The following is a 21271-nucleotide window of genomic DNA, read 5'->3' as shown; positions in this document are numbered from 1 at the left end:
CCAAAAGAGCCCTATCAGGCACTACCGCCTGCTTCGCTTAGAGTCATCTAGACCGGCACCGAAGAGACATGCTCACCCCGACGCTAACATTATATAATGTGCGCCGGGGTGGATCTGTTCAGCCGTCGAGCGGGAGCACGGCTCTCGCTTCGGCCTTCCTGCTAGCGACGCACCGGCATCTCGACGACATCCAGCTTACGGCTCAGCAACAGCGCCAGGATGGTACAGATTGCGCCGGAGATCAGGTAGCCACCGATGAAGATAATGCCGAAATTGCTGGCCAAGCCAAGCGCCACGAGCGGAGCAAAACCTGCGCCGATCAGCCAGGCGAGATCGGATGTCAGCGCCGACCCGGTGTATCGATAGGCTTGACTGAAGCGTGACGAGACCGATCCGGATGCCTGCCCGAAGGACAGACCCAGGATGGCAAAGCCCAGGATGATGAAAGCCGCCTGCCCTGCACTGCCGGCATCGAGCAGGAAAGGCGCCGTGAAGCTGAAGATCGCGATGATGACCGCACCGATCAGGAGCTGCCGTTGACGGCCAAGCCGATCAGCCAGAAGCCCTGACAGCACGATGGTGACGAAGCCGACCGCTGCACCGACGACCTGCACGAACAGGAAAGCACCCGCCGACTGGCCGCCAAAAAGGGTCACCCAGCTTAGCGGGAAGATCGTCACCAGATGGAACATGGCAAAGCTTGCAAGCGGCGCGAATGCGCCGATGACAACATCGAGACCATGAACGCGCAGCATCTCGGCGATCGGCCGTGCCTCGAGTTCGTGGCTTTCCAATGCCGCGCCGAATTCATGCGAGGCAACGATGCGCAACCTTGCGAACAGGGCCACGACGTTGATCGCAAACGCGACGAAGAACGGATAACGCCACCCCCAGTCGAGAAAATCGGCGTCCGAGACATTGACCACGAAGTAACCGAAAAGGACGCTGGCCAATGCGAAGCCGAAAGGTGCGCCCAATTGCGGGATCATCGCGTAGAAGCCCTTACGGTTCGCCGGCGCATTGATCGCCAGAAGCGAGGCGAGACCATCCCAGGCGCCGCCGAGCGCAAATCCCTGCCCCAGACGGAACAGAGCCAGAAGAGCGACCGACCACATGCCAATCGATTCGTAGCCCGGCAGAAAGGCGATCGACGCCGTGGAACCGCCGAGGATGAGCATGGCGGTCGTGAGTTTCGTGCCACGTCCATAGGTCCGGTCGATCCACATGAAGACGAAGGACCCCACGGGCCTCGCCAGAAACGCCAGCGAGAAGATCGCGAACGAATAAAGCGTGGCGGTTACCGGGTCTGGTGCGAACGAAAAGACCAGCCGCGGAAATACGAGCACGCAGCCGAGCCCGAAGACGAAAAAGTCGAAAAATTCCGATGTTCTGCCGATGACGACCCCGATGGCGATATTTCCCGCCGAGATGGGCTTGTCGTCATGAATTTGCCTTGCATCGCGCTCCATCGCCGTAGACGACGGATGAGTCGCCAAAACTGTTGCTTCTGCCATGACTAACGTCCTCCTTCGCGTCATTGCACAACAATGAGTATGTTGGCCGGACTTGCTGTCAATCAAGATTTCAACTTCAAATTTGTCTAATGGAAGAATTTTGACATTTTTTGCCACAATCTTCAGTCTCGGACATTCGAGCACTGTCTTCCGTCAACTTTATACGTTAGATTGCCGCCCGCAGGACCGACCTCGTTCGAAACGGAGCCGGTGGTGTGCCGTGGCGCGAAAACATGTCGCGCTGCGACAAAACACCTCATGGAGATCGGAGCATCGCTCCGATACGCGAACTAGATAAAAAGCAAATTTGAGCAGACCAATGTCCCCAATCGTCCGGCGTCTTTGCCAGCTTTCACTCCTCCTCATCCTCCCACTCATGTCAGGCTGTGACCTGGTGGTGATGTCGCCGTCCGGCGATATCGCCAAGCAGCAGGCCGATCTGATCGTCGTATCAACCATCCTGATGCTGCTGATCATCGTTCCGGTCATTTGTCTTTCGCTGTATTTCGCCTGGCACTACAGACAGTCGAACACCAAGGCTAAGTATGATCCCGAATGGCATCATTCAACCCGCCTGGAAGTGGTCATCTGGTCTGCACCGCTTGCCATCATCATCGCGCTCGGTTCGATCACCTGGATCAGCACCCACAAGCTCGACCCGTTCCGGCCGCTCGACCGGATCGATGCAGAGCGGCAGATCCCGGCAGGCACCAAGCCTCTCGAGGTTGATGTCGTCGCACTCGACTGGAAGTGGCTGTTCTTCTATCCGGAATACGGCATCGCAACGGTCAACGAGATCGCGGCCCCCGTCGATCGCCCGATCACGTTCAATATCACGGCCACCTCCGTGATGAACTCCTTCTACATTCCGGCACTGGCAGGCCAGATCTACGCGATGCCGGGCATGGAAACGAAGCTTCATGCGGTGATCAACCACGAAGGCGAGTATGAGGGCATTTCGGCCAACTTCTCCGGCCCCGGATTCTCGCATATGCGCTTCAAGTTCCACGGCCAGAGCCAGCAGGGCTTCGACCAGTGGGTCGCGATGGTCAAGCAGAACGGCACCGCGCTCAGCCGCGACGCCTATCTGAAGCTCGCCAAGCCGAGCGAAAAAGAGCCGGTGCACTATTACGCCTCGGCAGACGACGGCCTCTACCACAAGATCCTCAACATGTGCGCCGAACCCGGCAAGATGTGCATGGATGAAATGATGCACATCGACATGATGGGCGGTGCGGGCAAAGAGAGCCACGAGAACTTCGAAAAGCTGAAGATGGACGCCAACCCGATCGACGAATTCGGTTCGCCGACGAGCAAGCCGGCCGAAACCAGCATGAAGACCGATGCCGCCATGCACGAAGCCATGGCGACGACCTCCGGCATGTCGGACATGCCCGGCATGAACCACGGTGGCGCGCACGCCGCTGCAGCGCAATCCACCAACTGAGCCGGCGCTTCTAGCGCTTTCAGAAAATACGAAAGACGGATACCCATCCATGGATCCTGATATCCAAAAAATGATCTTTGGCCGGCTGACGCTGGAATCGATCCCCTACCACGAGCCGATCCTCGTCGCGACCTTCGCCGGCGTAGCCCTGGGCGGCCTCGCTCTCCTTTGTCTCATTACATACATGAAGTGGTGGGGCCCGCTGTGGAAGGACTGGGTCACCAGCATCGACCACAAGAAGATCGGCGTGATGTACATCATCCTGGCGATCGTGATGCTGCTGCGCGGCTTCTCGGACGCCATCATGATGCGTGCCCAGCAGGCAATCGCCTTCAACGGCAATGCCGGCTATCTTCCGCCGCACCATTACGACCAGGTCTTCACCGCCCACGGCGTGATCATGATCTTCTTCGTGGCCATGCCCTTCGTTACCGGTTTCATGAACTTCGTCGTGCCGCTGCAGATCGGCGCACGCGACGTGTCCTTCCCGTTCCTGAACAACTTCTCGTTCTGGATGACGACGGCCGGCGCGATCATCACCATGCTGTCGCTGTTCATCGGCGAGTTCGCACGGACCGGCTGGCTGGCCTATCCGCCGCTGTCGGGCCTGTCCGCCAGCCCGGGTGTCGGCGTCGACTATTATATCTGGGGCTTGCAGATCGCCGGTGTCGGCACGACGCTCTCGGGTATCAACCTGATCGCGACCATCGTTAAGATGCGCGCACCGGGCATGACCCTCATGAAGATGCCGGTCTTCACCTGGACCGCGCTCTGCACCAACATCCTGATCGTCGCATCCTTCCCGATCCTCACCGCCAGCCTCGTTCTGCTGACGCTCGACCGCTATGTCGGTACGAACTTCTTCACCAACGATCTCGGCGGCAACCCGATGATGTATGTCAACCTGATCTGGATCTGGGGCCACCCGGAAGTCTACATCCTGATCCTGCCGGCATTCGGCATCTTCTCGGAAGTCGTTGCGACCTTCTCCGGCAAGCGCCTGTTCGGCTATGCCTCGATGGTTTACGCGACCTGCGTGATCATGGTTCTCTCCTACCTCGTCTGGCTGCACCACTTCTTCACGATGGGCTCCGGCGCCTCGGTCAATGCCTTCTTCGGCATCACCACGATGATCATTTCGATCCCGACCGGTGCGAAGATCTTCAACTGGCTGTTCACCATCTATCGCGGACGCGTTCGCTATGAACTGCCGATGCTGTGGACGATCGGCTTCATGGTGACCTTCACCATCGGCGGCATGACCGGCGTCATGCTGGCGGTTCCGCCGGCCGACTTCGTGCTGCACAACTCGCTCTTCCTGATCGCCCACTTCCACAACGTCATCATCGGCGGCGTGCTGTTCGGCATGATGGCGGGCATCAGCTACTGGTACCCGAAGGCGTTCGGCTACAAGCTCGATCCGTTCTGGGGCAAGATGTCCTTCTGGTTCTGGCTGGTCGGCTTCTACTTCGCCTTCATGCCGCTCTACGTACTCGGCCTGATGGGCGTTACCCGCCGCGTATCCCAGTTCGAAGATCCGTCGCTGCAGATCTGGTTCGTCATTGCCGCTTTCGGCGCCTTCCTGATCGCACTCGGTATCCTGTCCTTCATCATCCAGCTCGTCGTCAGCTATCTCAAGCGCGACCAGCTGAAGGACGAGACCGGTGATCCGTGGAACGGCCGTACGCTGGAATGGTCGACCTCGTCGCCGCCGCCGCAGTACAACTTCGCGTTCACGCCTGTCATCCACGACCATGACAGCTGGTATGACATGAAGAACCGTGGCTATGTGCGTCCGCTGGAAGGTTATCTTCCGATCCATATGCCGAAAAACACCGGCGCCGGCGCGATCCTCAGCTTCTTCGCCCTGATCTGCGGCTTTGCCCTGATCTGGTATATCTGGTGGCTGGCGGCCCTGTCCTTCGTGGTCATGATCGCAACGGCAATCGGGCATACCTTCAACTACAAGCGTGATTTCTACATCCCGGCCGAAGAAGTGACCGCGGTGGAGAACCAGCGTACCGAACTGCTTGCAAAGCAGGTGTGAGACCATGAGCGCTATTAAAATCGACCCTGCGGAAAAGCCGCAATTCTACCTGACGGAAGACCATCACCCGGAGAATTCCACGAATCTCGGGTTCTGGCTCTACATCATGAGCGACTGCCTGATCTTCGCGATCCTGTTCGCCACCTATGCTGTCGTCGGTCGCAATTATGCGGCCGGCCCTTCGCCGGCGGATCTGTTCGAACTGCCGATCGTGGCCGTCAACACCGCCATGCTGCTGTTCTCGTCGATCACCTACGGCTTCGCGATGCTGCAGATGGAGCGTGGAGGCAAGGCTGAAACGCTGTTCTGGCTGGCTGTTACCGCCGTGTTCGGCGCGATCTTCATCGGTCTGGAACTCTACGAGTTCGTCAACCTGATCCATGAAGGTGCCGGTCCGCAGCGTTCTGCCTTCCTGTCCGCCTTCTTCACGCTGGTCGGCACGCACGGCCTGCACGTCACCTTCGGTATCATCTGGCTGATCACGCTGATGGTACAGGTTTCGATGAAGGGGCTGATCGCCGAAAACAAGCGTCGCCTGATGTGCCTGTCGATGTTCTGGCACTTCCTGGACGTCGTCTGGATCGGCGTCTTTTCCTTCGTATACCTGATGGGAGTAACCGGATGAGCGCGCACGCCCCTTCTCATGAGGATGCGCACGACGCGCATCACGGCCACAGCCATGGCCACGAAGCCAGCCATGGCACGTTCAAGAGCTACATGACAGGCTTTGTCCTGTCGGTCATCCTTACCGCCATTCCCTTCTGGCTGGTCATGGGCGACGTGCTCTCGAGCAAGGCAGCGACCGTCGCCGCGATCATGATCCTCGGCGGGATCCAGATCGTCGTCCACATGGTCTACTTCCTGCACATGAACACGAAGTCGGAAGGCGGCTGGACGATCATGGCACTGATCTTCACGGTGCTTCTGGTCGTCATCGCGCTGACTGGCTCACTCTGGGTCATGCATCATCTCAATACGAACATGATGCCCATGACGCCGGAAATGATGAAGAACATGCCGTAAGGCTTGCACGCATCGCCCTGCCCTCGGGCAGGGTCAGCCTGCATTCGGATATTTGAAAAATGGAAACGCCCGTGAAATCATATCTTGGCTTTCGGGCGTTTCTTCTGTTTTTGACCATCGTGTTCACCGCACTCGGCATCTGGCAGATCCAACGCCTGTTCTGGAAGCTTGACCTGATCGCCCGCGTCGATGCCCGCGTGCACGCGCAGGCAAGCGCACCGCCCTCACCCACACAATGGACGTCGACCAATCCCGCCGATGCGGAATATCGCCATGTGACGGTCAGCGGCCATTTCGACCATAGCCGCGAAACGCTTGTCCAGGCCGTGACCGAACTCGGGCCCGGCTTCTGGGTCATAACTCCCCTCACTGAGACTGACGGCACCGTCGTGCTGATCAATCGCGGCTTCGTGCCGCCGGATCATCGCGATCCGTCGACCCGTAGCGAGGGCGAGATCGGCGGCAATATCACCGTCACTGGTCTACTTAGGCTCAGCGAACCGGGTGGTGCCTTCCTGCGCAGCAACAAGCCCGCGACCAACAGCTGGTATTCCCGCGACGTTGCCGCAATCGGCGAAAACAAGGGGCTCGCCAATGTCGTTCCCTATTTCATCGATGCCGATGCCACGCCCAATCCCGGCGGCTATCCGGTCGGCGGCCTGACGGTCGTGCATTTCCGCAATAGCCACCTCGCCTACATACTGACATGGTTCAGTCTGGCCATCATGTCGCTCGTTGCCATGATCACGCTGCCTCGTCTCATGCGCCGAGGCGATTGAGACGGGCCGATTGAGACAGGGCATTCGATCGGGTGCTAGCCTTACGGCAACACTGCCAGAATAATTTCACAAAGATCTTGAACCGGGTGCCGGTTGATACGAGATGCCAACTTGTCGCATAGGTGCAAATTCTGCATCCTTGCCTCGGAGGCTATCTCTCAATTCGACTGCAGGAGCGGATTCGAGGGCACTCGTTAAAAGCCGGAATGCGCGCTATACAGTGGAGGATGCAGCTTATCCGACACTGGTGTGGCGATGCTGCCGGCTTGGTGAAGGTATATGCAGAAGACACTGCTACGCTACATCTGGACGCATACCAGGCCGCAACAGGTGTGGATTCTGCTGGTCGTCGCCGCTTCGATGATCCCCTATTTTTTGGCCTTCGACCTGCCGAAGCAGATCATCAACGGGCCGATACAGGGCCAGGGCTTTGAAGATCTGGATGCCAAGCAGGCCTTTTTAGACTTTTCCTTCACCATACCGCTGATCAACCAGACCATCAGTTTCGACGGGTTCCCGTTGGAGCGCATGCAGACGCTTGTGGCGCTCAGCGGCGTCTTCCTGCTTCTGGTGATCATCAACGGTGCGTTCAAATATTACATCAATACCTATAAGGGGCGGCTTGGGGAGCGCCTCCTGCGGCGCATACGCTTCGAGTTGGTCGACCGGGTCCTTCGCTTTCCGCCACGCCATGCAAAGACCCTGAACGGCGCGGAAATCGCCAGCATGATCAAGGATGAAGTCGAGCCTTTCGGCGGCTTCACGGGCGATGCCTTCGTCCAGCCCGCCTTGCTCGGCGGCCAGGCGCTGATGGCGCTGTTCTTCATCATCCTGCAGAATTTCTGGCTCGGCATGGTGGCGGCCTTCATGGTCGCCATCCAGGTGGTGATCATTCCCAAGATGCGCCGCAGGCTGATCGAGCTCGGCCGGCAGAGACAGATCACCGCGCGCAGGCTCGCCGGCAAGGTCAACGAGGTGGTCGAGGGGCTCGGCACGATCCATGCCTATGACACATCCAATTTCGAACGTGCCGACGTCGCTCATCGTCTCGGCGAGATCTTCCGCATCCGCTACGACCTCTATCAGTGGAAGTTTCTGGTCAAGTTCCTCAACAATTTCCTGTCGCAGCTGACGCCCTTCCTGTTCTACCTTATCGGCGGATACCTGACACTGCGCGGTACGCTCGACGTCGGTCAGCTCGTCGCCGTGATCAACGCCTACAAGGATCTTCCCGGTCCGCTGAAGGAGCTGATCGACTGGGATCAGGCCCGGCAGGACGTGCAGGTCAAATACGAGCAGGTCTTCGAGAATTTCGAAGTCGAGGATCTCATCGATCCGCAGATCCACACGCTCACCCCAACGTCGGAGCGCGCCAAGGGCGATGTACTCCAGGCGGTTGCCGTCTCGGTCAACGACGACAGCGGCGCAAAGGTCGTCGACCATGTCACGCTCAAGGTCGAACATGGCGAAACGATCGCCATGGTGGATCATCTCGGCCGCGGCGCGGAAGCCATGGCAGAGGCCTTCGGCAGGCTCGCCTGGCCATCGAGCGGCCGCATATGTCTTGGCGACAACGATATCAGGGAGCTGCCGGAATCGGTCACCGGCCGGCACATTTCCTATGTTTCGACCGAAAGCTACTTCTTCCATGGCAGTCTGAAGGACAATCTTCTCTACGGCCTCAAGCATGCGCCGGTGCAGAAGCCCGATTATAGCGGCAAGGAAGCCCGCCAGAGGCAGTGGGAAATCCGCGAGGCCAAGAAGGCGGGCAACCCGCATCTCGACATTAACGCAGGCTGGGTCGACTACGGCCATGCCGCACTTGGCAACGGCGCCAAGCGCGATGTCAAGAAGTCCCTGCTCGCAGCGCTCGACGCGGTGCAGATGCGCGACGACGTGCTCGAGCTTGCGCTTCACTCGATCATCGATCCCAACGACGATCCGGAGTTCACCGCCAGGGTGATCGAGATGCGGCATGCGCTGCGGGAACGGATGAACGAGTTGGGGGTGGAGACGCTTGTCACGCCGTTCGAGCCGCACGAATATAATGGTGACGCGTCGATCGCGGAAAACCTGCTGTTCGGTGCGACGCGGGAGCCGCTGACACGGGACAGCGAGCTTCTGTCCAGCGAGCATTTCTACGTGGCGCTGAGCAAGGTGGGACTGCAGAAGCCGTTCATCGACATCGGCAAGACGGTGGCGAAGAACCTCGTCGAAATCTTCGGCGGCCTACCTGCGGACCACCCATTTTTCCGTCAGGTCACAACGCTTTCCGCCGAAGACATCAGCTACTATCAGAGCCTCCTGCAGCGCAAGAGCGAGCCGAAGCCGGCGAACTTCCGCCTTTCGGATGCGGACAAGGCCTTCATCCGGCTGACGCTCGAATATGTGGAACCACGCTATCGCCTGGGCATTCTAACGTCAGAACTGCAGGAGAAGATCGTCGGCTCGCGCGAGATGTTCTATATCGAGCTGCCGGCACATCTGCGCGAGCTGGTCGAACGGTACGATCCGGACAAATATGTCTCGGTTGCCACGCTTCGGGAGAACATCGTGTTCGGCAAGCTCAGCAATCGCAACGCGGAGGGTCTCACCGAACTTAGGGCGCTGGCAGGGGCGGTTTCAAGGGAACTCGGGTTCGCCGACGAGCTGCTCAAGGCAGGACTGGAGTTCGATATCGGGGCCGGCGGCCGCCGCCTGACGCCCGTCCAGAGGCGAAAACTTAATCTTGCGCGCGCATTAATTAGGCGGTCGGACTACTATATATTCAACAAGCCACTGCCTGGCCTGGAAAAGCATGCGCAGGAGGAAATCGTTCAAAACGTGCTTGCATTTCTGCGCCAACAGGAGAATGATCCAGCTGTAATCTGGGTCTTGTCAAATATCTCCTTGTCACGTTTGTTTGACAGAGTGGTGATGTTCGACGGAGGCGCCATCCTCGAAGAGGGCTCTTACGAGACACTTCAACAGGAAAGCGGCACCTTCAAGGCTCTGGTGGCTTAGCCATCGATCCGGCAGGAAAGGCGGTAAGAGCGATGTTGCTATGTGATGAAGTCCAGCTGTTACGGAAGCTTCCGTATTTTGCGGAGGTCGACACGTGCAAACTCAAGCTGCTTGCCTTTGCATCCGAGCGCGTGACCTTCAAGGCAGGACAGAGGCTGTTCACCGAGGGTGATAGCGGAGATTCCGCCTATTTCATCCTGAGCGGCAGCGTAGACTTTCTCGTCAATACATCGGACGGTCCGGTCAAGGTGAGCGAGCGCGGCGCGAATTCCATCGTCGGCGACATATCGATCCTCTGCGACGGTCCTCGCAGTTCGACCGTCAAGGCGGCCGGTCTGGTGGAGGCGCTGAAGATCAACAAGGACTATCTGTTCCGGATCATGGACGATTGCCCCGGCATGACCATGAAGGTGACGAGAGCGCTGGCCGAACGGCTTCGCCTCACCTCTTCCGAGCTTGATCAGGTGCGCGCCCTGCAAAAGGCCTGACGCGTCACTCCTCGGCCTAAATCTTCCCGGGCTTACAGCTTCCTGTATGTGAAGTAGCGGCCTTCCCTGATCGTGGGAAGGCGCGGAACTTCTTCCAGCTGCGCATGGACGAGCGGCAGACCGCTGACGGCATAGCCACCGGTGCGCAGCATGGATACGACCATATCCGGCAGCCAGCTGAGGGTGATCGCATCCTTGTCCGGGTAACCGGTGCCGATATCGGCGTGGACCAATGCCGCACCGCTTCCGGCAAACAGCTTTCCGGTCTCGTCGATCTCTCCCGCCACGAAATCTTCCGGGCTCGGCGCCGAGCTGCTATGCGCATTCATGGCCCTGTCGAACGTTACGATCCTGCGATCGGGAAACAGTTCGCGCAGGTGGCTGTAGGTGCGCCCGTTGCCGAGGCCGACCTCAAGTACCGCCCCTTCCGCGGGCAGGCCGAGATCATGCGCCACGTGATTGAGGATATCGCGCTGGGCGACCATGCGATTGATGAATCCGTCGAGCCGGCTCATATCTTTTCCGTTTCTATGCCTTGACGATGGCTTTGGAGGCAATGCCCTTGCGGGCAAAGACGTTGCGGGTGTCGACGATTAGCGGCGACAGGCGGGATATGGCAGCGTAATCGACATCGTCGTGATCGGTGGCGATGACGACGGCGTCGTAGGACGCAACGGCCTCCTCGCTCCAGTCGATGGAGCGACGCCCCTTCAAGTCCGCATATTCGCGCGTCGACGGGATTTCCGGCACGAAGGGATCGAAATAGGCGGCTGAGGCGCCCCGACGCTCGATCAGTTCCATCAACCGCAGCGACGGGCTTTCGCGGATGTCCGGCACGTTCTTCTTGTAGGCAAGGCCGACCAGCAGGACTTTGGAGCGGCTGAGCGCCTTGCCACACCGGATATCGAGCGCTTCGGCCAGCCGGTTGACCACATGATGGGGCATGGCCGTGTTGATTTCGCCGGCAAGTTCGATGAACCGGGTCGGCGTCTCGAATTCACGCGACTTCCAGGTCAGGTAGAAGGGATCGATCGGGATACAGTGGCCACCGAGACCAGGGCCCGGATAAAAGGGCATATAGCCGAAGGGCTTGGACTTGGCCGCATCGATGACTTCCCAGACATCGATGCCCATGGCGTCGTAGACGAGCTTCAGCTCGTTCACCAGAGCGATGTTGACGGCGCGGAAAATGTTCTCCGTCAGCTTGACGGCTTCCGCTGTCGCCGTGGTGGAAACGGGGACGACGGTCGAGACGGTGGCCCCGTAGAAGGCCTGCATCAGGCTCGCGGCATCTTCTCCATCGCCCGCAACGACCTTTGGAATGGTTGCGGTATGGAACTGGCGATTGCCGGGATCCTCGCGCTCGGGAGAATAGCCGAGGAAGAAATCGCGTCCCGACTTGAGGCCGGCCTTTTCGAGGATCGGCTTGACCACCTCATCGGTGGTGCCGGGATAGGTGGTCGATTCCAGCACGATCAACTGCCCCTGCCTCAGGGTCTTTGCGATCGCCTCGGCAGTCCTGGCCACGTAGGACAGGTCAGGGTCGCGATGCGCCGTCAGCGGGGTCGGCACGCAGATCGCCACGATGTCGCAGTCGGCCAGGCGGGTAAAATCACAGGTCGCGGAAAAGCGTCCGGCCTCACATTCATCGCGCAGAACCTCAGTCGGCACAGCTTCGATATAGCTTTCGCGCTGGTCGATATGGGTTATCTTCGAGGGATCGATATCGAAGCCGGTCACCGTGAAACCTGCCCTGGCAAACGCCATCGCCAGCGGCAGCCCGACATAGCCCAGTCCAACAACGCCGGCTTTCGCCGTGCGTGCGGTAATCTTCGCGTGGAGCGCCGAGGAGAGTGAAGTAACGGTCATGATGGGAGAAATCCTTGCGGTGAGGCAGTGCCCGACAGTTGTGAGAGAAGCGCCGACGTGTCAAGAGTTCTTCACGGGGAGATGATGCACCCTACGTGATGCCAGGCCTATGAAAATCCTCTTCTATTCTCCGCTCAAATCTCCCAGCCATGCGGTCCCGTCGGGCGACCGGCTGATGGCGCGGCTGCTTTTGCGGGTATTCGAGAGCCTCGGGCATGAGGTTGTCGTTGCGTCCGAGATGCGCAGCTTCATGCGCACGCCCGACATGGATGCGTTTCTTCAGGAGAACAAGGCCGAAGCGGAGCGCGAGATCTCGCGGCTGATCACCGAACATTCCGGTATCTCGGCGCCCGGCCTCTGGTTCACCTATCATCCCTATTACAAGGCGCCGGACCTCATCGGGCCGTCGGTTGCCCGGCATTTCGGCATCCCGCTGATCAATGCCGAGGCGTCCTATTCCCACCGGCGCAATATCGGCACATGGAAGCTTTCGCAGGATATGGTGCTGGAAACGGTGATGGCGGCAGCGGTCAATCTCTGCTTCACGGAGCGGGACGAAAGCGGCCTGCGCGATGTGATGCCCAACGCGCGGCTCACGCGGATCGCGCCCTTCATCGACTGCACGCCCTATCTTTCATTCTCACCTTCGCCTGAGCCCGCAAGGCTGGTGACGGTTGCCATGATGCGACCGGGAAACAAGCTCGCCAATTACAGGGCTCTTGCCGAAAGTCTCGGCCTGATTGCCCACCTGCCCTGGACGCTGACGATTGCGGGAGACGGCGAGTGCCGGGAGGAGGTACGAGCAGCCTTCGAACCGTTGGGGACAAAGCGCATTGAGTGGCTGGGGGGCTTGCCGCAGCAGGAAATCGGGCAGGTTCTGGACGGGCGGTCCATTTTTCTCTGGCCGGGCATCAACGAAGCCTACGGGCTTTCCTATCTCGAAGCCCAGGCTTGCGGATTGCCGGTGATGGCCGAGGCGAATGCCGGGGTTCCCGAAGTCGTGGAACATAATCGCACCGGCCTTTTGACGCCGTTCGGCGATCGCACCGCCTATGCAGAGGCCATCGTCCACCTGATGAACGACGACGCGTTGCGGACACGGCTCGGCCAGCAAGCCCGGACGTTTGTGGTAGAGGAACGATCGATCGCGGGAGCCGCGCGCAGGCTCGACACCATCTTCAATACCTATGTGAGATGACAGGATGAGCCGAAACCAATTCATCGCGCAACTCGACCGCTATGCCGAGGCAGGGCGAACCGCCGAGATCTGGCTGCGGGACGACGATGCGATCGAGCCGACGGAGCTTCTGTCCCGTCTGCTGGGCCTCTCTGCCGCGTGGGATGTGCCGATGACGATTGCGGCCATCCCGGCGCATGCCACGCCTGCACTTGCCGCGCTTGTAAGCGAGATGATGGCGATCAGCATTGCCGTGCATGGCTGGGACCATACGAATTACGCACCCACCACCGAGAAAAAACAGGAACTCGGCCTGCACCGCGGAGAAGACGCCGTGCTCGAACTGCTGGCAGAAGGGATCATCCGCATCCGCCACATGTTCGGCGCGCGGGCCATCCCGCTTCTGGTGCCGCCATGGAACCGGATCGCCCCTGCGCTTATCGGCCGGCTCGCCGATCTCGGCTATGAAGCCCTGTCGGTCTTCGGACCGGAGCGGACCGGAGCGCCGCTGCCGATGGTCAATACCCATGTCGACATTATCGACTGGAAGGGGAGTCGGGGTGGACGCGCGGCCGATGTGCTTTACGCCGAGGCCGCCGCGCGCCTTTCCGGCGGCGATGCGCCCGAGACGAGCCTCGGTATCCTGACCCATCATCTGGTGCATGACGATGCCGCCTGGGCGTTTCTCGACGATTTCCTTGCCTTGACCGCAGGGCACCCCGCCTGCTGCTGGGTTGCGGTCAAAACGCTGATGGAACGAACCTAGCCGTCCTGTGACGGCACAGCCCACGGCTTCCAGGCGATCAACAGGCTCGGCGCATCCGCTTCTTCCAGCGAGGCGGCGAGATCCTTGACTTCATCCAGCCGGGTTCCTGCGGACATCGAGGCGGCAACCAGACCTGCATCTGCAAGGCTGATCGGGCCCGAGCGAGCGAGAACGGTCAGGATTAACGGCCCGGTCGACCACCAGGCGGGCGCATCGCCGAGCTCGGCGATGACCTCGGGCAGCACGTCACACAATTTCGCCAGGACCGGATTGCCGGGCGGCGTGGCGATGAAGGAGTTTGCCAGCAGCGTGCCGCCAACCCCGGTATTGCGCGGAATGTCCTCGGCGAACACGGCAAGGCCTGTCAGCGGCAGGATATCGTGAAAGGTCCTGGTGCTGCGGGCAGGATACCAGTCACAATCGAGATAGATGCCGCCGAGGTCGCGCAGGATCATATAACGGGCGACATCGACCGCGCCGGGAATGTCTCCCTCGTCAAGCATGTGATGTAGCGACGGATGACGATCATAGCCGGATTGAGCAAGATCGGCCTCCCGCCACAGCCTATAGCCGTAGCCATGGGCGGCGGCATGGTCGGCCCAGGCAGCTACGGTCGAAGGAACAGGTTTTGAACCGAGCCATATCTGATGGATGCAGCGGGGAATATCGATGCGCGACAGGGCGACCATCCTCTGCCGCTCATCTGCGGAAAAAGCGGCGTAGCGCGCCAGCTTTTCGGGCGGTGGAACGAGATGGAACTGATAGGCAATCTTGCGGACCGGATCGCCCTCGGCCTTTGCCAGCTTCAACCGCGCGGATTGCACCCGGCGCGGCAGGCCGAGCGACGTTACCGAATCAGCCCGGCCAAGATCCTCCGCCTCGATCAGATGCAGCCGCTCGCGTGCCTCTTCCATCCGGCCCGACCGGATCAGCTTCCTCGCCTCGCGCAGCATCTTTTTGTAGTCTCGTTCGTTATTCATCACCAGCGCTCCAGCAACCTTGATATTCCATGGACTATCATCCTTGCTCTGCGCTAGGCTCAATTTTGTTCCAGCGTCAACTCTCAGGTGCGAAGAGATGCATCCCGGCAAATTTGTTTTTGTTGTCATGCGCAGAAAATATACCGGCCGAATCGACCTGACGGGAGCGCACCTGCGCGCCCTACGCATGAGGAATGCTGCCTGATGACCTTGACGCCGGACCTTCTGAGGATCGAAAACCTGAGCGTCAGCTTTCCGGTATTCGGCGGCAAGATCCAAGCGGTCAAGAACCTCAGCATGCGGATCAAGCCCGGCAAGGTGACGGCTCTTGTGGGCGAATCGGGCTCGGGAAAATCGGTCATCGGCCGCACGGTCGTCGGGATCGAAAGCCCGATCGCCTTGACCCAGGGCCGTGTCCTGTTCAATGATCCGCGATCGGATGACGGACCTGTCGATCTCTTGACGCTGCCGCAGGACGGCAGGCAAATCCGTGCCATTCGTGGCAACCGGATCGGCATGATCTTCCAGGAGCCGATGACCTCTTTGTCGCCGCTCCACACGATCGGCAACCAGATCGACGAGGCTTTGCGGATCCATGACGCATCCTCGCCTGCCGAACAACGCGAACGCATCCATGAGACGCTGTCGCTGGTCGGTTTCAAGGACACCGCGAAGGTTCACGGCATGTATCCTTTCGAGCTGTCGGGCGGCATGCGGCAGAGGGCGATGATCGCCATGGCGCTGGTCTGCCGGCCGGCGCTGCTGATTGCCGACGAGCCGACAACCGCACTCGACGTGACGATACAGGCGCAGATCCTCAAGCTTCTGAGGGACCTACAATCACGCTTCAACATGGCGATGCTGCTGATCACCCATGATCTCGGCATCGTCACCAATCTCGCAGACGAGGTGGTCGTCGCCTATCGCGGCGAGGTTATGGAAGCGGGAACGGTGGACGACATATTCCGCAGGCCGGTGCATCCCTACCCGAAGGGCTTGATCTCGGCGATACCGACCTTCGAGATGGCACGCGGCCAGCGCTTGAAACCGCTGCGGGAAATCGAGGTGGACACGGCGAGCCTGATGGAAACCTGCACCGTCAATACCGGCGGCCCATCGGTCATCCTCAGGGTGAACAACATCAGCAAGACGTTCAAGGCCAAGAAGCGCAAGCTCGGTAGCCACGACAGCAATGTGACGCTTGCCGTCGACGATGTGAGCTTCGACATCCGCCGCGGCGAGAGCCTGGGTCTCGTCGGGGAAAGCGGCTGCGGCAAGACCACGCTCAGCAAGATCCTGATGCGCGGCCTGACGGCCGATACGGGGTCGGTCATCTTCGAGAGCGAAAAGGGGCCGGTCGACGTACTCTCCGCCGACAGCGACGAGCTCGACATGCTGCGGCAGCGGATCCAGATGGTGTTCCAGGATCCGATCTCGTCGCTTTCACCGCGCATGACGGTCAGGGAGATCATCGGCGAAGGGCTGGAAATTCACGGGCGCGGGTCGCGCAGCACGCGGCTTGATGCGGTCAGGCGGCTGTTGCGGACGATCGGGCTCGACGACAGTGCGCTCAGCCGTTACCCGCACAGTTTTTCCGGCGGACAGAGGCAGCGCATCGGCATTGCAAGGGCGCTGGCGCTCGGCCCGGAACTGATGATCTGCGACGAACCGGTTTCGGCACTCGATGTCTCGATCCAGGCGCAGATCCTCAATCTTCTGAAGGACCTGAAGCAGGATCTCGGGCTGACCTACCTGTTCATTTCCCATAATCTGGCCGTGGTGAACTACATGGCCGATCGAGTGGCGGTGATGTATGCGGGCAGGATTGTCGAGATCGGCCCCTGCGAGGTGATCATGCGCAACCCGGTCCACCCCTATACCAAACGCCTGATCGCCGCCGTGCCCATTCCGGATCTCGACCGTCCGCTCGATCTCGATGCCTTGGAAATTCCGCGAAAGCCGACCCAGAACTGGCATTCGGTCTTCGTTCAGGACGAGGGTGGAGAGAGGCTGACGCAGATCGATCTGGGCCACGGTCATCTCGTGCTCGCAAAGCCACAGGCGGACCTGCGGGAGTTGCGGCCGTGATCAAACGTCGGACCATTCTCGGCCTGATGGCCAGCTCGCTTCTTCCGCTCAACGCGCGCGCCGCCTTTACCGGTGCGGCTTCGCTCGATGCGGAGATCAAGCAAGGCAAGCTGCCGGATATCTCTGGCCGCCTGCCGCGCAATCCGCGCGTCGTCAATCTCGGTGCGAAGAAACTCGCCGCTGGCCAGCACGGCGGTGTCGTGCGCATGCTGATCGGCGGGCAGCGCGATATCCGGCTGATGCCGATCAACAGCTATTCGCGGCTGGTCGGATATGACGAGCAGCTCAACCTTCACGCGGACATTCTGGAAAGCTTCGATGCACAGGACGACCGGATCTTCACCTTCAAACTGCGCGAAGGTCACAAATGGTCGAGCGGCTCGCCGCTGACATCGGAAGACTTCCGCTACGCCTGGGAAGACGTGATGAACAATCGCGATCTGCACCGCGGCGGCATACCGGTGGAGCTCAGGGTCAATGGCAAAGGCCCGCGTTTCGAGATGGTCGACGCGCTGACGGTCCGCTACAGCTGGGAGGAGCCCAATCCGGACTTTCTTGCGCAGCTGGCAAGTCCGACGCCGTTGCTCATCGCCATGCCCTCGGCATATCTGAAGCAGTTTCATCCCAAATATCAGAGTGCAGAAGAGCTTGCCCGGCTTATCAAGCAATATCGGGTGGAAGACTGGGACGATCTGCACAAGCTGATGTCGCGAACGGTAAGGCCCGAAAATCCCGACCTTCCGACGCTGGATCCCTGGTACAACACGACAAAGCCGCCGTCCGGCCAGTTCATCTTCAAGAGAAATGCCTATTTTCACCGCGTCGACGAAAACGGGCTGCAGCTGCCCTATATCGACCAGATGACGCTGGATGTCAGCTCGCCGGATCTCATTGCCGCCAAGGCCGGTTCGGGTGAAAGCGACCTGCAGATGGCCAATGTGGACTTTTCCGACTACACGTTCCTCAAGGCGGCGGAAAAGCGCTTCCCGCTCACTGTCGACCTGTGGAAGCGGACCCAGGGATCGCGCGTGGCGCTGATCCCCAATCTCAACTGCAAGGACGATGTCTGGCGCAAGGTCTTCCAGGATGTCCGGGTCCGGCGCGCGCTGTCGCTCGGCATCAACCGGCAGGAAATCAACAAGGCGGTCTTCTTCGGCCTTGCCCACGAGGCCGGCAATTCCGTTCTGCCCGACAGCCCGCTGTTCAAACGAGAGTACGAACAGGCCTGGGCAAGCCACGACGTGGACCAAGCCAACAGGCTTCTCGACGAGGCCGGGCTTGCCAACCGCAATGACGACGGGCTGCGCCTGCTGCCGGACGGGCGCGTGGCCAAGATCATCATCGAAAGCGCCGGTGAGAGCACATTCGAAAGTGACGTGCTGGAACTGATTACCGACCATTGGCTGAAGATCGGCATCGCCATTTTCACCCGCGTGTCGCAGCGTGAAATCTTCCGCAAGCGGGTGATCGGCGGCGAGACCGTGATGGGCATCTGGATGGGTCTCGACAATGGCGTGCCGACGGCCGACATGTCGCCGAAGGAACTGGCGCCGACCTTCGACGACCAGCTGCAATGGCCCGTCTGGGGGCTTCACTATCTCTCCGGCGGTACGGACGGCCATCCGCCGGATCTGCCGGAAGCGATCGAGCTGCTTGAGCTGATGAAAAAATGGAAGACCGCCGGCACCTATGAGCAACGCGAGGCGATCTGGCATTCGATGCTGGAGATCTTCACCAGCCAGGTCTTCACGATCGGCATCGTCAACCAGTCGCTGCAGCCTCTGGTCAAGTCTTCGAAACTGCAGAACATTCCCGAAAACGGGCTGTTCGGTTACGATCCCACGTCCTATCTCGGCGTCTATATGCCCGATACCTTCTGGTACAAGGAGGATCAGGCATGATCCGATACATTCTCTGGCGGGTCACGGTGATGATCCCGACGCTGGTGATGATCTCGATGCTGGTCTTCACCATCATCAACCTGCCTCCGGGCGACTATTTCGAAAGCTATGTCGCGGAAATGCGGGCGATCGGCGAGACGGCCGACATGCAGGAAATCGACGAGTTGCGGGCCAAGTATGGCTTCGACAAGCCGCTGCCCATCCGCTACCTCCACTGGGTCGGCGGGATGATGGTGGGCGATTTCGGCTATTCGTTCGAGTACCGGCTGCCGGTGTCGGATGTCGTCGGCGACCGGCTATGGCTGACCATCCTCGTCTCTGTCGTGACGATCATCGTCACATGGCTGCTGGCGTTCCCGATCGGTATCTATTCGGCGACGCATCAGTATAGCTGGGGCGACTATGGGCTGACACTGTTCGGCTTGATCGGCCTTGCGGTGCCGAATTTCGTTCTGGCACTGGTGTTGATGTATTTCGCCAATGTCTGGTTCGGCACCTCGATCGGCCACCTGATGGACCAGAGATATCTCAACCAGCCGATGAGCTGGGAGAAGTTCAAGTCGATCCTCGAACATCTCTGGATCCCGGTGATCATCATCGGTACGGCCGGCACGGCCGGTATGGTGCGGCGGCTGAGGGCCAATCTGCTTGACGAATTGCGCAAGCAATATGTGATGACGGCGCGGGCGAAGGGGCTGCATCCGTTCAAGGTGCTGATCAAGTATCCGCTGCGCATGTCGTTGAATTTCTTCATCTCGGATATCGGCTCGATCCTGCCGCAGATCATTTCAGGCGCGGAAATCACCGCTGTCGTCCTCTCGCTGGAAACGACCGGCCCGATGCTGATCAAGGCGCTGCAGACACAGGACATGTATCTCGCCGGATCGTTCCTGATGTTTCTCGCACTTCTGACGGTGGTCGGCATGCTGATCTCGGACATCGCGCTGGCTCTGTTTGATCCCCGCATCAGGCTTTACGGGGGCAGGACACGATGAGCATGCAATTGCCGCCCGATGGACAGTCGCTGCCGCACTATGTCTCGCCGGAACCCTTCGATCCCTATGCCTTCGACAAGGTGATCGAGGGAGCGCCGGTCGCCAAGCAGGCCTCGCAGATCAAATTGATGTGGTGGCGCTTCCAGCGCCACCGGCTGGCGCTGTTTTCCGGCATATTCCTGCTCGCCGCCTATCTGTCGATCATCATCGCCGAATTCCTGGCACCCTATAATCTCCATACCCGCAACATGGATCGCATCTATTCGCCGCCGCAGTCGGTGCATTTTTTCCATGATGGCGCCTTTGTCGGTCCTTTCGTCTATGGCCAGACGATGAAGCTCGACATGGAGAACCTGCGGCGAGACTATACCGAGGATAAAAGCAGGGTCGAGCGGCTGCGCTTCTTCTGCCAGGGGGATCGCTATCACTTCTGGGGCTTCATCCCCGCAGATATCCATCTCGTCTGCCCGGCCGAAGGCGGCCAGATGTTCCTGCTTGGAACAGACCGGCTGGGCCGTGACGTGCTTTCCCGCATTATCTACGGTGCCCGCATCTCGCTCACCATCGGCCTGCTCGGCATTACCACCAGCTTCGTCCTCGGCATCCTGATCGGCGGGCTTGCCGGTTATTGGGGTGGCTGGTTCGATCTCATCGTTCAGCGCATCATCGAAGTGCTGCACTCCATCCCGAGCATTCCGCTCTGGCTGGCGCTTGCAGCCGTGATGCCGGTCGACTGGAGCCCCTTCGTCATCTATCTCGGCATCACCTTCATTCTCGGCATGCTCGACTGGACGGGGCTTGCACGCGCGGTACGCTCCAAACTGCTGTCGCTACGCGAGGAAGACTATGTGCTTGCCGCCCAATTGATGGGCGCAAGCCACTGGCGGATCATCGGACGGCATCTCATTCCCGGCTTCATGTCGCATCTGATCGCCAGCGCCACGCTGACCATCCCCGGCATGATCCTTGGCGAAACGACGCTGAGCTTCCTCGGCCTCGGCCTGAGGCCACCGGTGACCAGCTGGGGCGTTCTCCTGACGGAAGCGCGGACGGTGAATGTGGTGGCGCTCTATCCCTGGCTGCTCATTCCCGTGATCCCGGTCATCCTCGTCATTCTCGCCTTCAACTTCCTGGGAGACGGGTTGCGTGACGCGGCAGACCCGTATCACTGAGCTTGCACGGATTTGACACGGC

At 59.8% G+C, this 21271-nt stretch carries 17 protein-coding genes; 13 read left to right on the top strand and 4 right to left on the bottom strand.

Annotated elements, in window-relative coordinates; translation table 11 throughout:
- Positions 1-161: 161 nt before the first annotated feature.
- Positions 162-1514 carry an MFS transporter gene (locus NCHU2750_RS20045; RefSeq protein ID WP_119942493.1) on the bottom strand — a complete coding sequence of 451 codons (1353 nt, stop codon included), beginning with the start codon at positions 1512-1514 and terminating at the stop codon, positions 162-164.
- Positions 1515-1833: 319 nt separating this feature from the next.
- Here NCHU2750_RS20045 and cyoA point away from each other — a divergent pair, with 319 nt between their 5' ends.
- From cyoA to NCHU2750_RS20010, 7 genes are all read left to right on the top strand, one after another.
- Positions 1834-2961 (top strand): ubiquinol oxidase subunit II, encoded by a 1128-nt coding sequence (cyoA, locus tag NCHU2750_RS20040; RefSeq protein WP_119942492.1) that lies wholly within the window; start codon positions 1834-1836, stop codon positions 2959-2961.
- A 49-nt stretch (positions 2962-3010) separates the two neighbouring features.
- The gene (cyoB, locus tag NCHU2750_RS20035) at positions 3011-5008 is read left to right on the top strand and encodes a cytochrome o ubiquinol oxidase subunit I (protein ID WP_119942490.1); all 1998 of its coding nucleotides are present in this window, start codon (positions 3011-3013) and stop codon (positions 5006-5008) included.
- Between the two features lie 4 nt (positions 5009-5012).
- Positions 5013-5633 carry a cytochrome o ubiquinol oxidase subunit III gene (gene cyoC, locus NCHU2750_RS20030; protein WP_119942487.1) on the top strand — a complete coding sequence of 207 codons (621 nt, stop codon included), beginning with the start codon at positions 5013-5015 and terminating at the stop codon, positions 5631-5633.
- The gene (gene cyoD / locus NCHU2750_RS20025) at positions 5630-6031 is read left to right on the top strand and encodes a cytochrome o ubiquinol oxidase subunit IV (protein ID WP_119942485.1); all 402 of its coding nucleotides are present in this window, start codon (positions 5630-5632) and stop codon (positions 6029-6031) included. Before cyoC ends, cyoD begins: the two co-directional genes overlap by 4 nt.
- A 59-nt stretch (positions 6032-6090) precedes the next feature.
- Positions 6091-6810, top strand: a complete 720-nt coding sequence (locus NCHU2750_RS20020) for an SURF1 family protein (protein ID WP_119942483.1) — start codon at positions 6091-6093, stop codon at positions 6808-6810.
- A gap of 279 nt (positions 6811-7089) precedes the next feature.
- Positions 7090-9813: an ABC transporter transmembrane domain-containing protein gene (locus tag NCHU2750_RS20015; protein ID WP_119942481.1), complete on the top strand. Its 2724-nt coding sequence runs from the start codon at positions 7090-7092 to the stop codon at positions 9811-9813.
- A 32-nt stretch (positions 9814-9845) separates the two neighbouring features.
- A complete protein-coding gene (locus NCHU2750_RS20010; RefSeq protein WP_119942479.1) occupies positions 9846-10301 on the top strand; it encodes a cyclic nucleotide-binding domain-containing protein in 456 nt (151 codons plus the stop codon).
- Between the two features lie 32 nt (positions 10302-10333).
- Here NCHU2750_RS20010 and NCHU2750_RS20005 read toward each other — a convergent pair whose 3' ends face one another.
- Together NCHU2750_RS20005 and NCHU2750_RS20000 are read right to left on the bottom strand one after the other, a co-directional pair.
- Positions 10334-10816, bottom strand: a complete 483-nt coding sequence (locus tag NCHU2750_RS20005; protein WP_119942477.1) for a class I SAM-dependent methyltransferase — start codon at positions 10814-10816, stop codon at positions 10334-10336.
- A 13-nt stretch (positions 10817-10829) separates the two neighbouring features.
- Positions 10830-12170, bottom strand: a complete 1341-nt coding sequence (locus NCHU2750_RS20000) for a nucleotide sugar dehydrogenase (protein WP_119942475.1) — start codon at positions 12168-12170, stop codon at positions 10830-10832.
- 109 nt (positions 12171-12279) lie between these two features.
- Between NCHU2750_RS20000 and NCHU2750_RS19995 the strand changes: the two genes are divergently transcribed.
- The gene (locus tag NCHU2750_RS19995) at positions 12280-13368 is read left to right on the top strand and encodes a glycosyltransferase family 4 protein (protein ID WP_119942473.1); all 1089 of its coding nucleotides are present in this window, start codon (positions 12280-12282) and stop codon (positions 13366-13368) included.
- Between the two features lie 4 nt (positions 13369-13372).
- Positions 13373-14113 carry a polysaccharide deacetylase family protein gene (locus tag NCHU2750_RS19990; RefSeq protein ID WP_119942471.1) on the top strand — a complete coding sequence of 247 codons (741 nt, stop codon included), beginning with the start codon at positions 13373-13375 and terminating at the stop codon, positions 14111-14113.
- Here the strand turns inward: NCHU2750_RS19990 and NCHU2750_RS19985 are convergent.
- Complete coding sequence (locus NCHU2750_RS19985) at positions 14110-15093, bottom strand: glycosyltransferase (RefSeq protein WP_119942469.1); 984 nt, start codon at positions 15091-15093, stop codon at positions 14110-14112. The two genes, NCHU2750_RS19990 and NCHU2750_RS19985, sit on opposite strands and share 4 nt — an antisense overlap.
- Before the next feature lie 204 nt (positions 15094-15297).
- Here NCHU2750_RS19985 and NCHU2750_RS19980 point away from each other — a divergent pair, with 204 nt between their 5' ends.
- Genes NCHU2750_RS19980 through NCHU2750_RS19965 form a run of 4 tightly spaced genes read left to right on the top strand, consistent with a single transcriptional unit; the run spans position 15298 to position 21249 of the window.
- Positions 15298-17181, top strand: coding sequence for an ABC transporter ATP-binding protein (locus NCHU2750_RS19980; RefSeq protein ID WP_119942467.1), 1884 nt, complete (start codon positions 15298-15300; stop codon positions 17179-17181).
- Positions 17178-19082, top strand: coding sequence for an ABC transporter substrate-binding protein (locus tag NCHU2750_RS19975; protein WP_119942465.1), 1905 nt, complete (start codon positions 17178-17180; stop codon positions 19080-19082). Before NCHU2750_RS19980 ends, NCHU2750_RS19975 begins: the two co-directional genes overlap by 4 nt.
- Positions 19079-20077, top strand: coding sequence for an ABC transporter permease (locus tag NCHU2750_RS19970; RefSeq protein ID WP_119942463.1), 999 nt, complete (start codon positions 19079-19081; stop codon positions 20075-20077). Before NCHU2750_RS19975 ends, NCHU2750_RS19970 begins: the two co-directional genes overlap by 4 nt.
- Positions 20074-21249, top strand: coding sequence for an ABC transporter permease (locus NCHU2750_RS19965; protein WP_119942461.1), 1176 nt, complete (start codon positions 20074-20076; stop codon positions 21247-21249). The genes NCHU2750_RS19970 and NCHU2750_RS19965 overlap by 4 nt, the downstream gene beginning before the upstream one ends.
- The last annotated feature ends 22 nt before the right edge of the window (positions 21250-21271 follow it).

The sequence above is a fragment of the Neorhizobium sp. NCHU2750 genome, from assembly GCF_003597675.1.
In the GTDB taxonomy this organism is placed as follows: Bacteria; Pseudomonadota; Alphaproteobacteria; order Rhizobiales; family Rhizobiaceae; genus Neorhizobium.
Note: the sequence above shows the minus strand (reverse complement) of the source record. Positions and strands in the feature narration are given on the sequence as shown.

What these genes read in the sequence shown, in the direction of transcription:
- NCHU2750_RS19990 (WP_119942471.1), top strand. Translation starts at nt 13,373, where the DNA reads ATGAGCCGAAACCAATTCATCGCGCAACTCGACCGCTATGCCGAGGCA.
- NCHU2750_RS20015 (WP_119942481.1), top strand. Translation starts at nt 7,090, where the DNA reads ATGCAGAAGACACTGCTACGCTACATCTGGACGCATACCAGGCCGCAA.
- NCHU2750_RS19970 (WP_119942463.1), top strand. Translation starts at nt 19,079, where the DNA reads ATGATCCGATACATTCTCTGGCGGGTCACGGTGATGATCCCGACGCTG.
- cyoD (WP_119942485.1), top strand. Translation starts at nt 5,630, where the DNA reads ATGAGCGCGCACGCCCCTTCTCATGAGGATGCGCACGACGCGCATCAC.
- NCHU2750_RS20005 (WP_119942477.1), bottom strand. Translation starts at nt 10,816, where the DNA reads ATGAGCCGGCTCGACGGATTCATCAATCGCATGGTCGCCCAGCGCGAT.
- cyoC (WP_119942487.1), top strand. Translation starts at nt 5,013, where the DNA reads ATGAGCGCTATTAAAATCGACCCTGCGGAAAAGCCGCAATTCTACCTG.
- NCHU2750_RS19985 (WP_119942469.1), bottom strand. Translation starts at nt 15,093, where the DNA reads ATGAATAACGAACGAGACTACAAAAAGATGCTGCGCGAGGCGAGGAAG.
- cyoB (WP_119942490.1), top strand. Translation starts at nt 3,011, where the DNA reads ATGGATCCTGATATCCAAAAAATGATCTTTGGCCGGCTGACGCTGGAA.
- NCHU2750_RS19980 (WP_119942467.1), top strand. Translation starts at nt 15,298, where the DNA reads ATGACCTTGACGCCGGACCTTCTGAGGATCGAAAACCTGAGCGTCAGC.
- NCHU2750_RS19965 (WP_119942461.1), top strand. Translation starts at nt 20,074, where the DNA reads ATGAGCATGCAATTGCCGCCCGATGGACAGTCGCTGCCGCACTATGTC.
- NCHU2750_RS20020 (WP_119942483.1), top strand. Translation starts at nt 6,091, where the DNA reads ATGGAAACGCCCGTGAAATCATATCTTGGCTTTCGGGCGTTTCTTCTG.
- NCHU2750_RS20000 (WP_119942475.1), bottom strand. Translation starts at nt 12,170, where the DNA reads ATGACCGTTACTTCACTCTCCTCGGCGCTCCACGCGAAGATTACCGCA.
- NCHU2750_RS20010 (WP_119942479.1), top strand. Translation starts at nt 9,846, where the DNA reads ATGTTGCTATGTGATGAAGTCCAGCTGTTACGGAAGCTTCCGTATTTT.
- cyoA (WP_119942492.1), top strand. Translation starts at nt 1,834, where the DNA reads ATGTCCCCAATCGTCCGGCGTCTTTGCCAGCTTTCACTCCTCCTCATC.
- NCHU2750_RS20045 (WP_119942493.1), bottom strand. Translation starts at nt 1,514, where the DNA reads ATGGCAGAAGCAACAGTTTTGGCGACTCATCCGTCGTCTACGGCGATG.
- NCHU2750_RS19995 (WP_119942473.1), top strand. Translation starts at nt 12,280, where the DNA reads ATGAAAATCCTCTTCTATTCTCCGCTCAAATCTCCCAGCCATGCGGTC.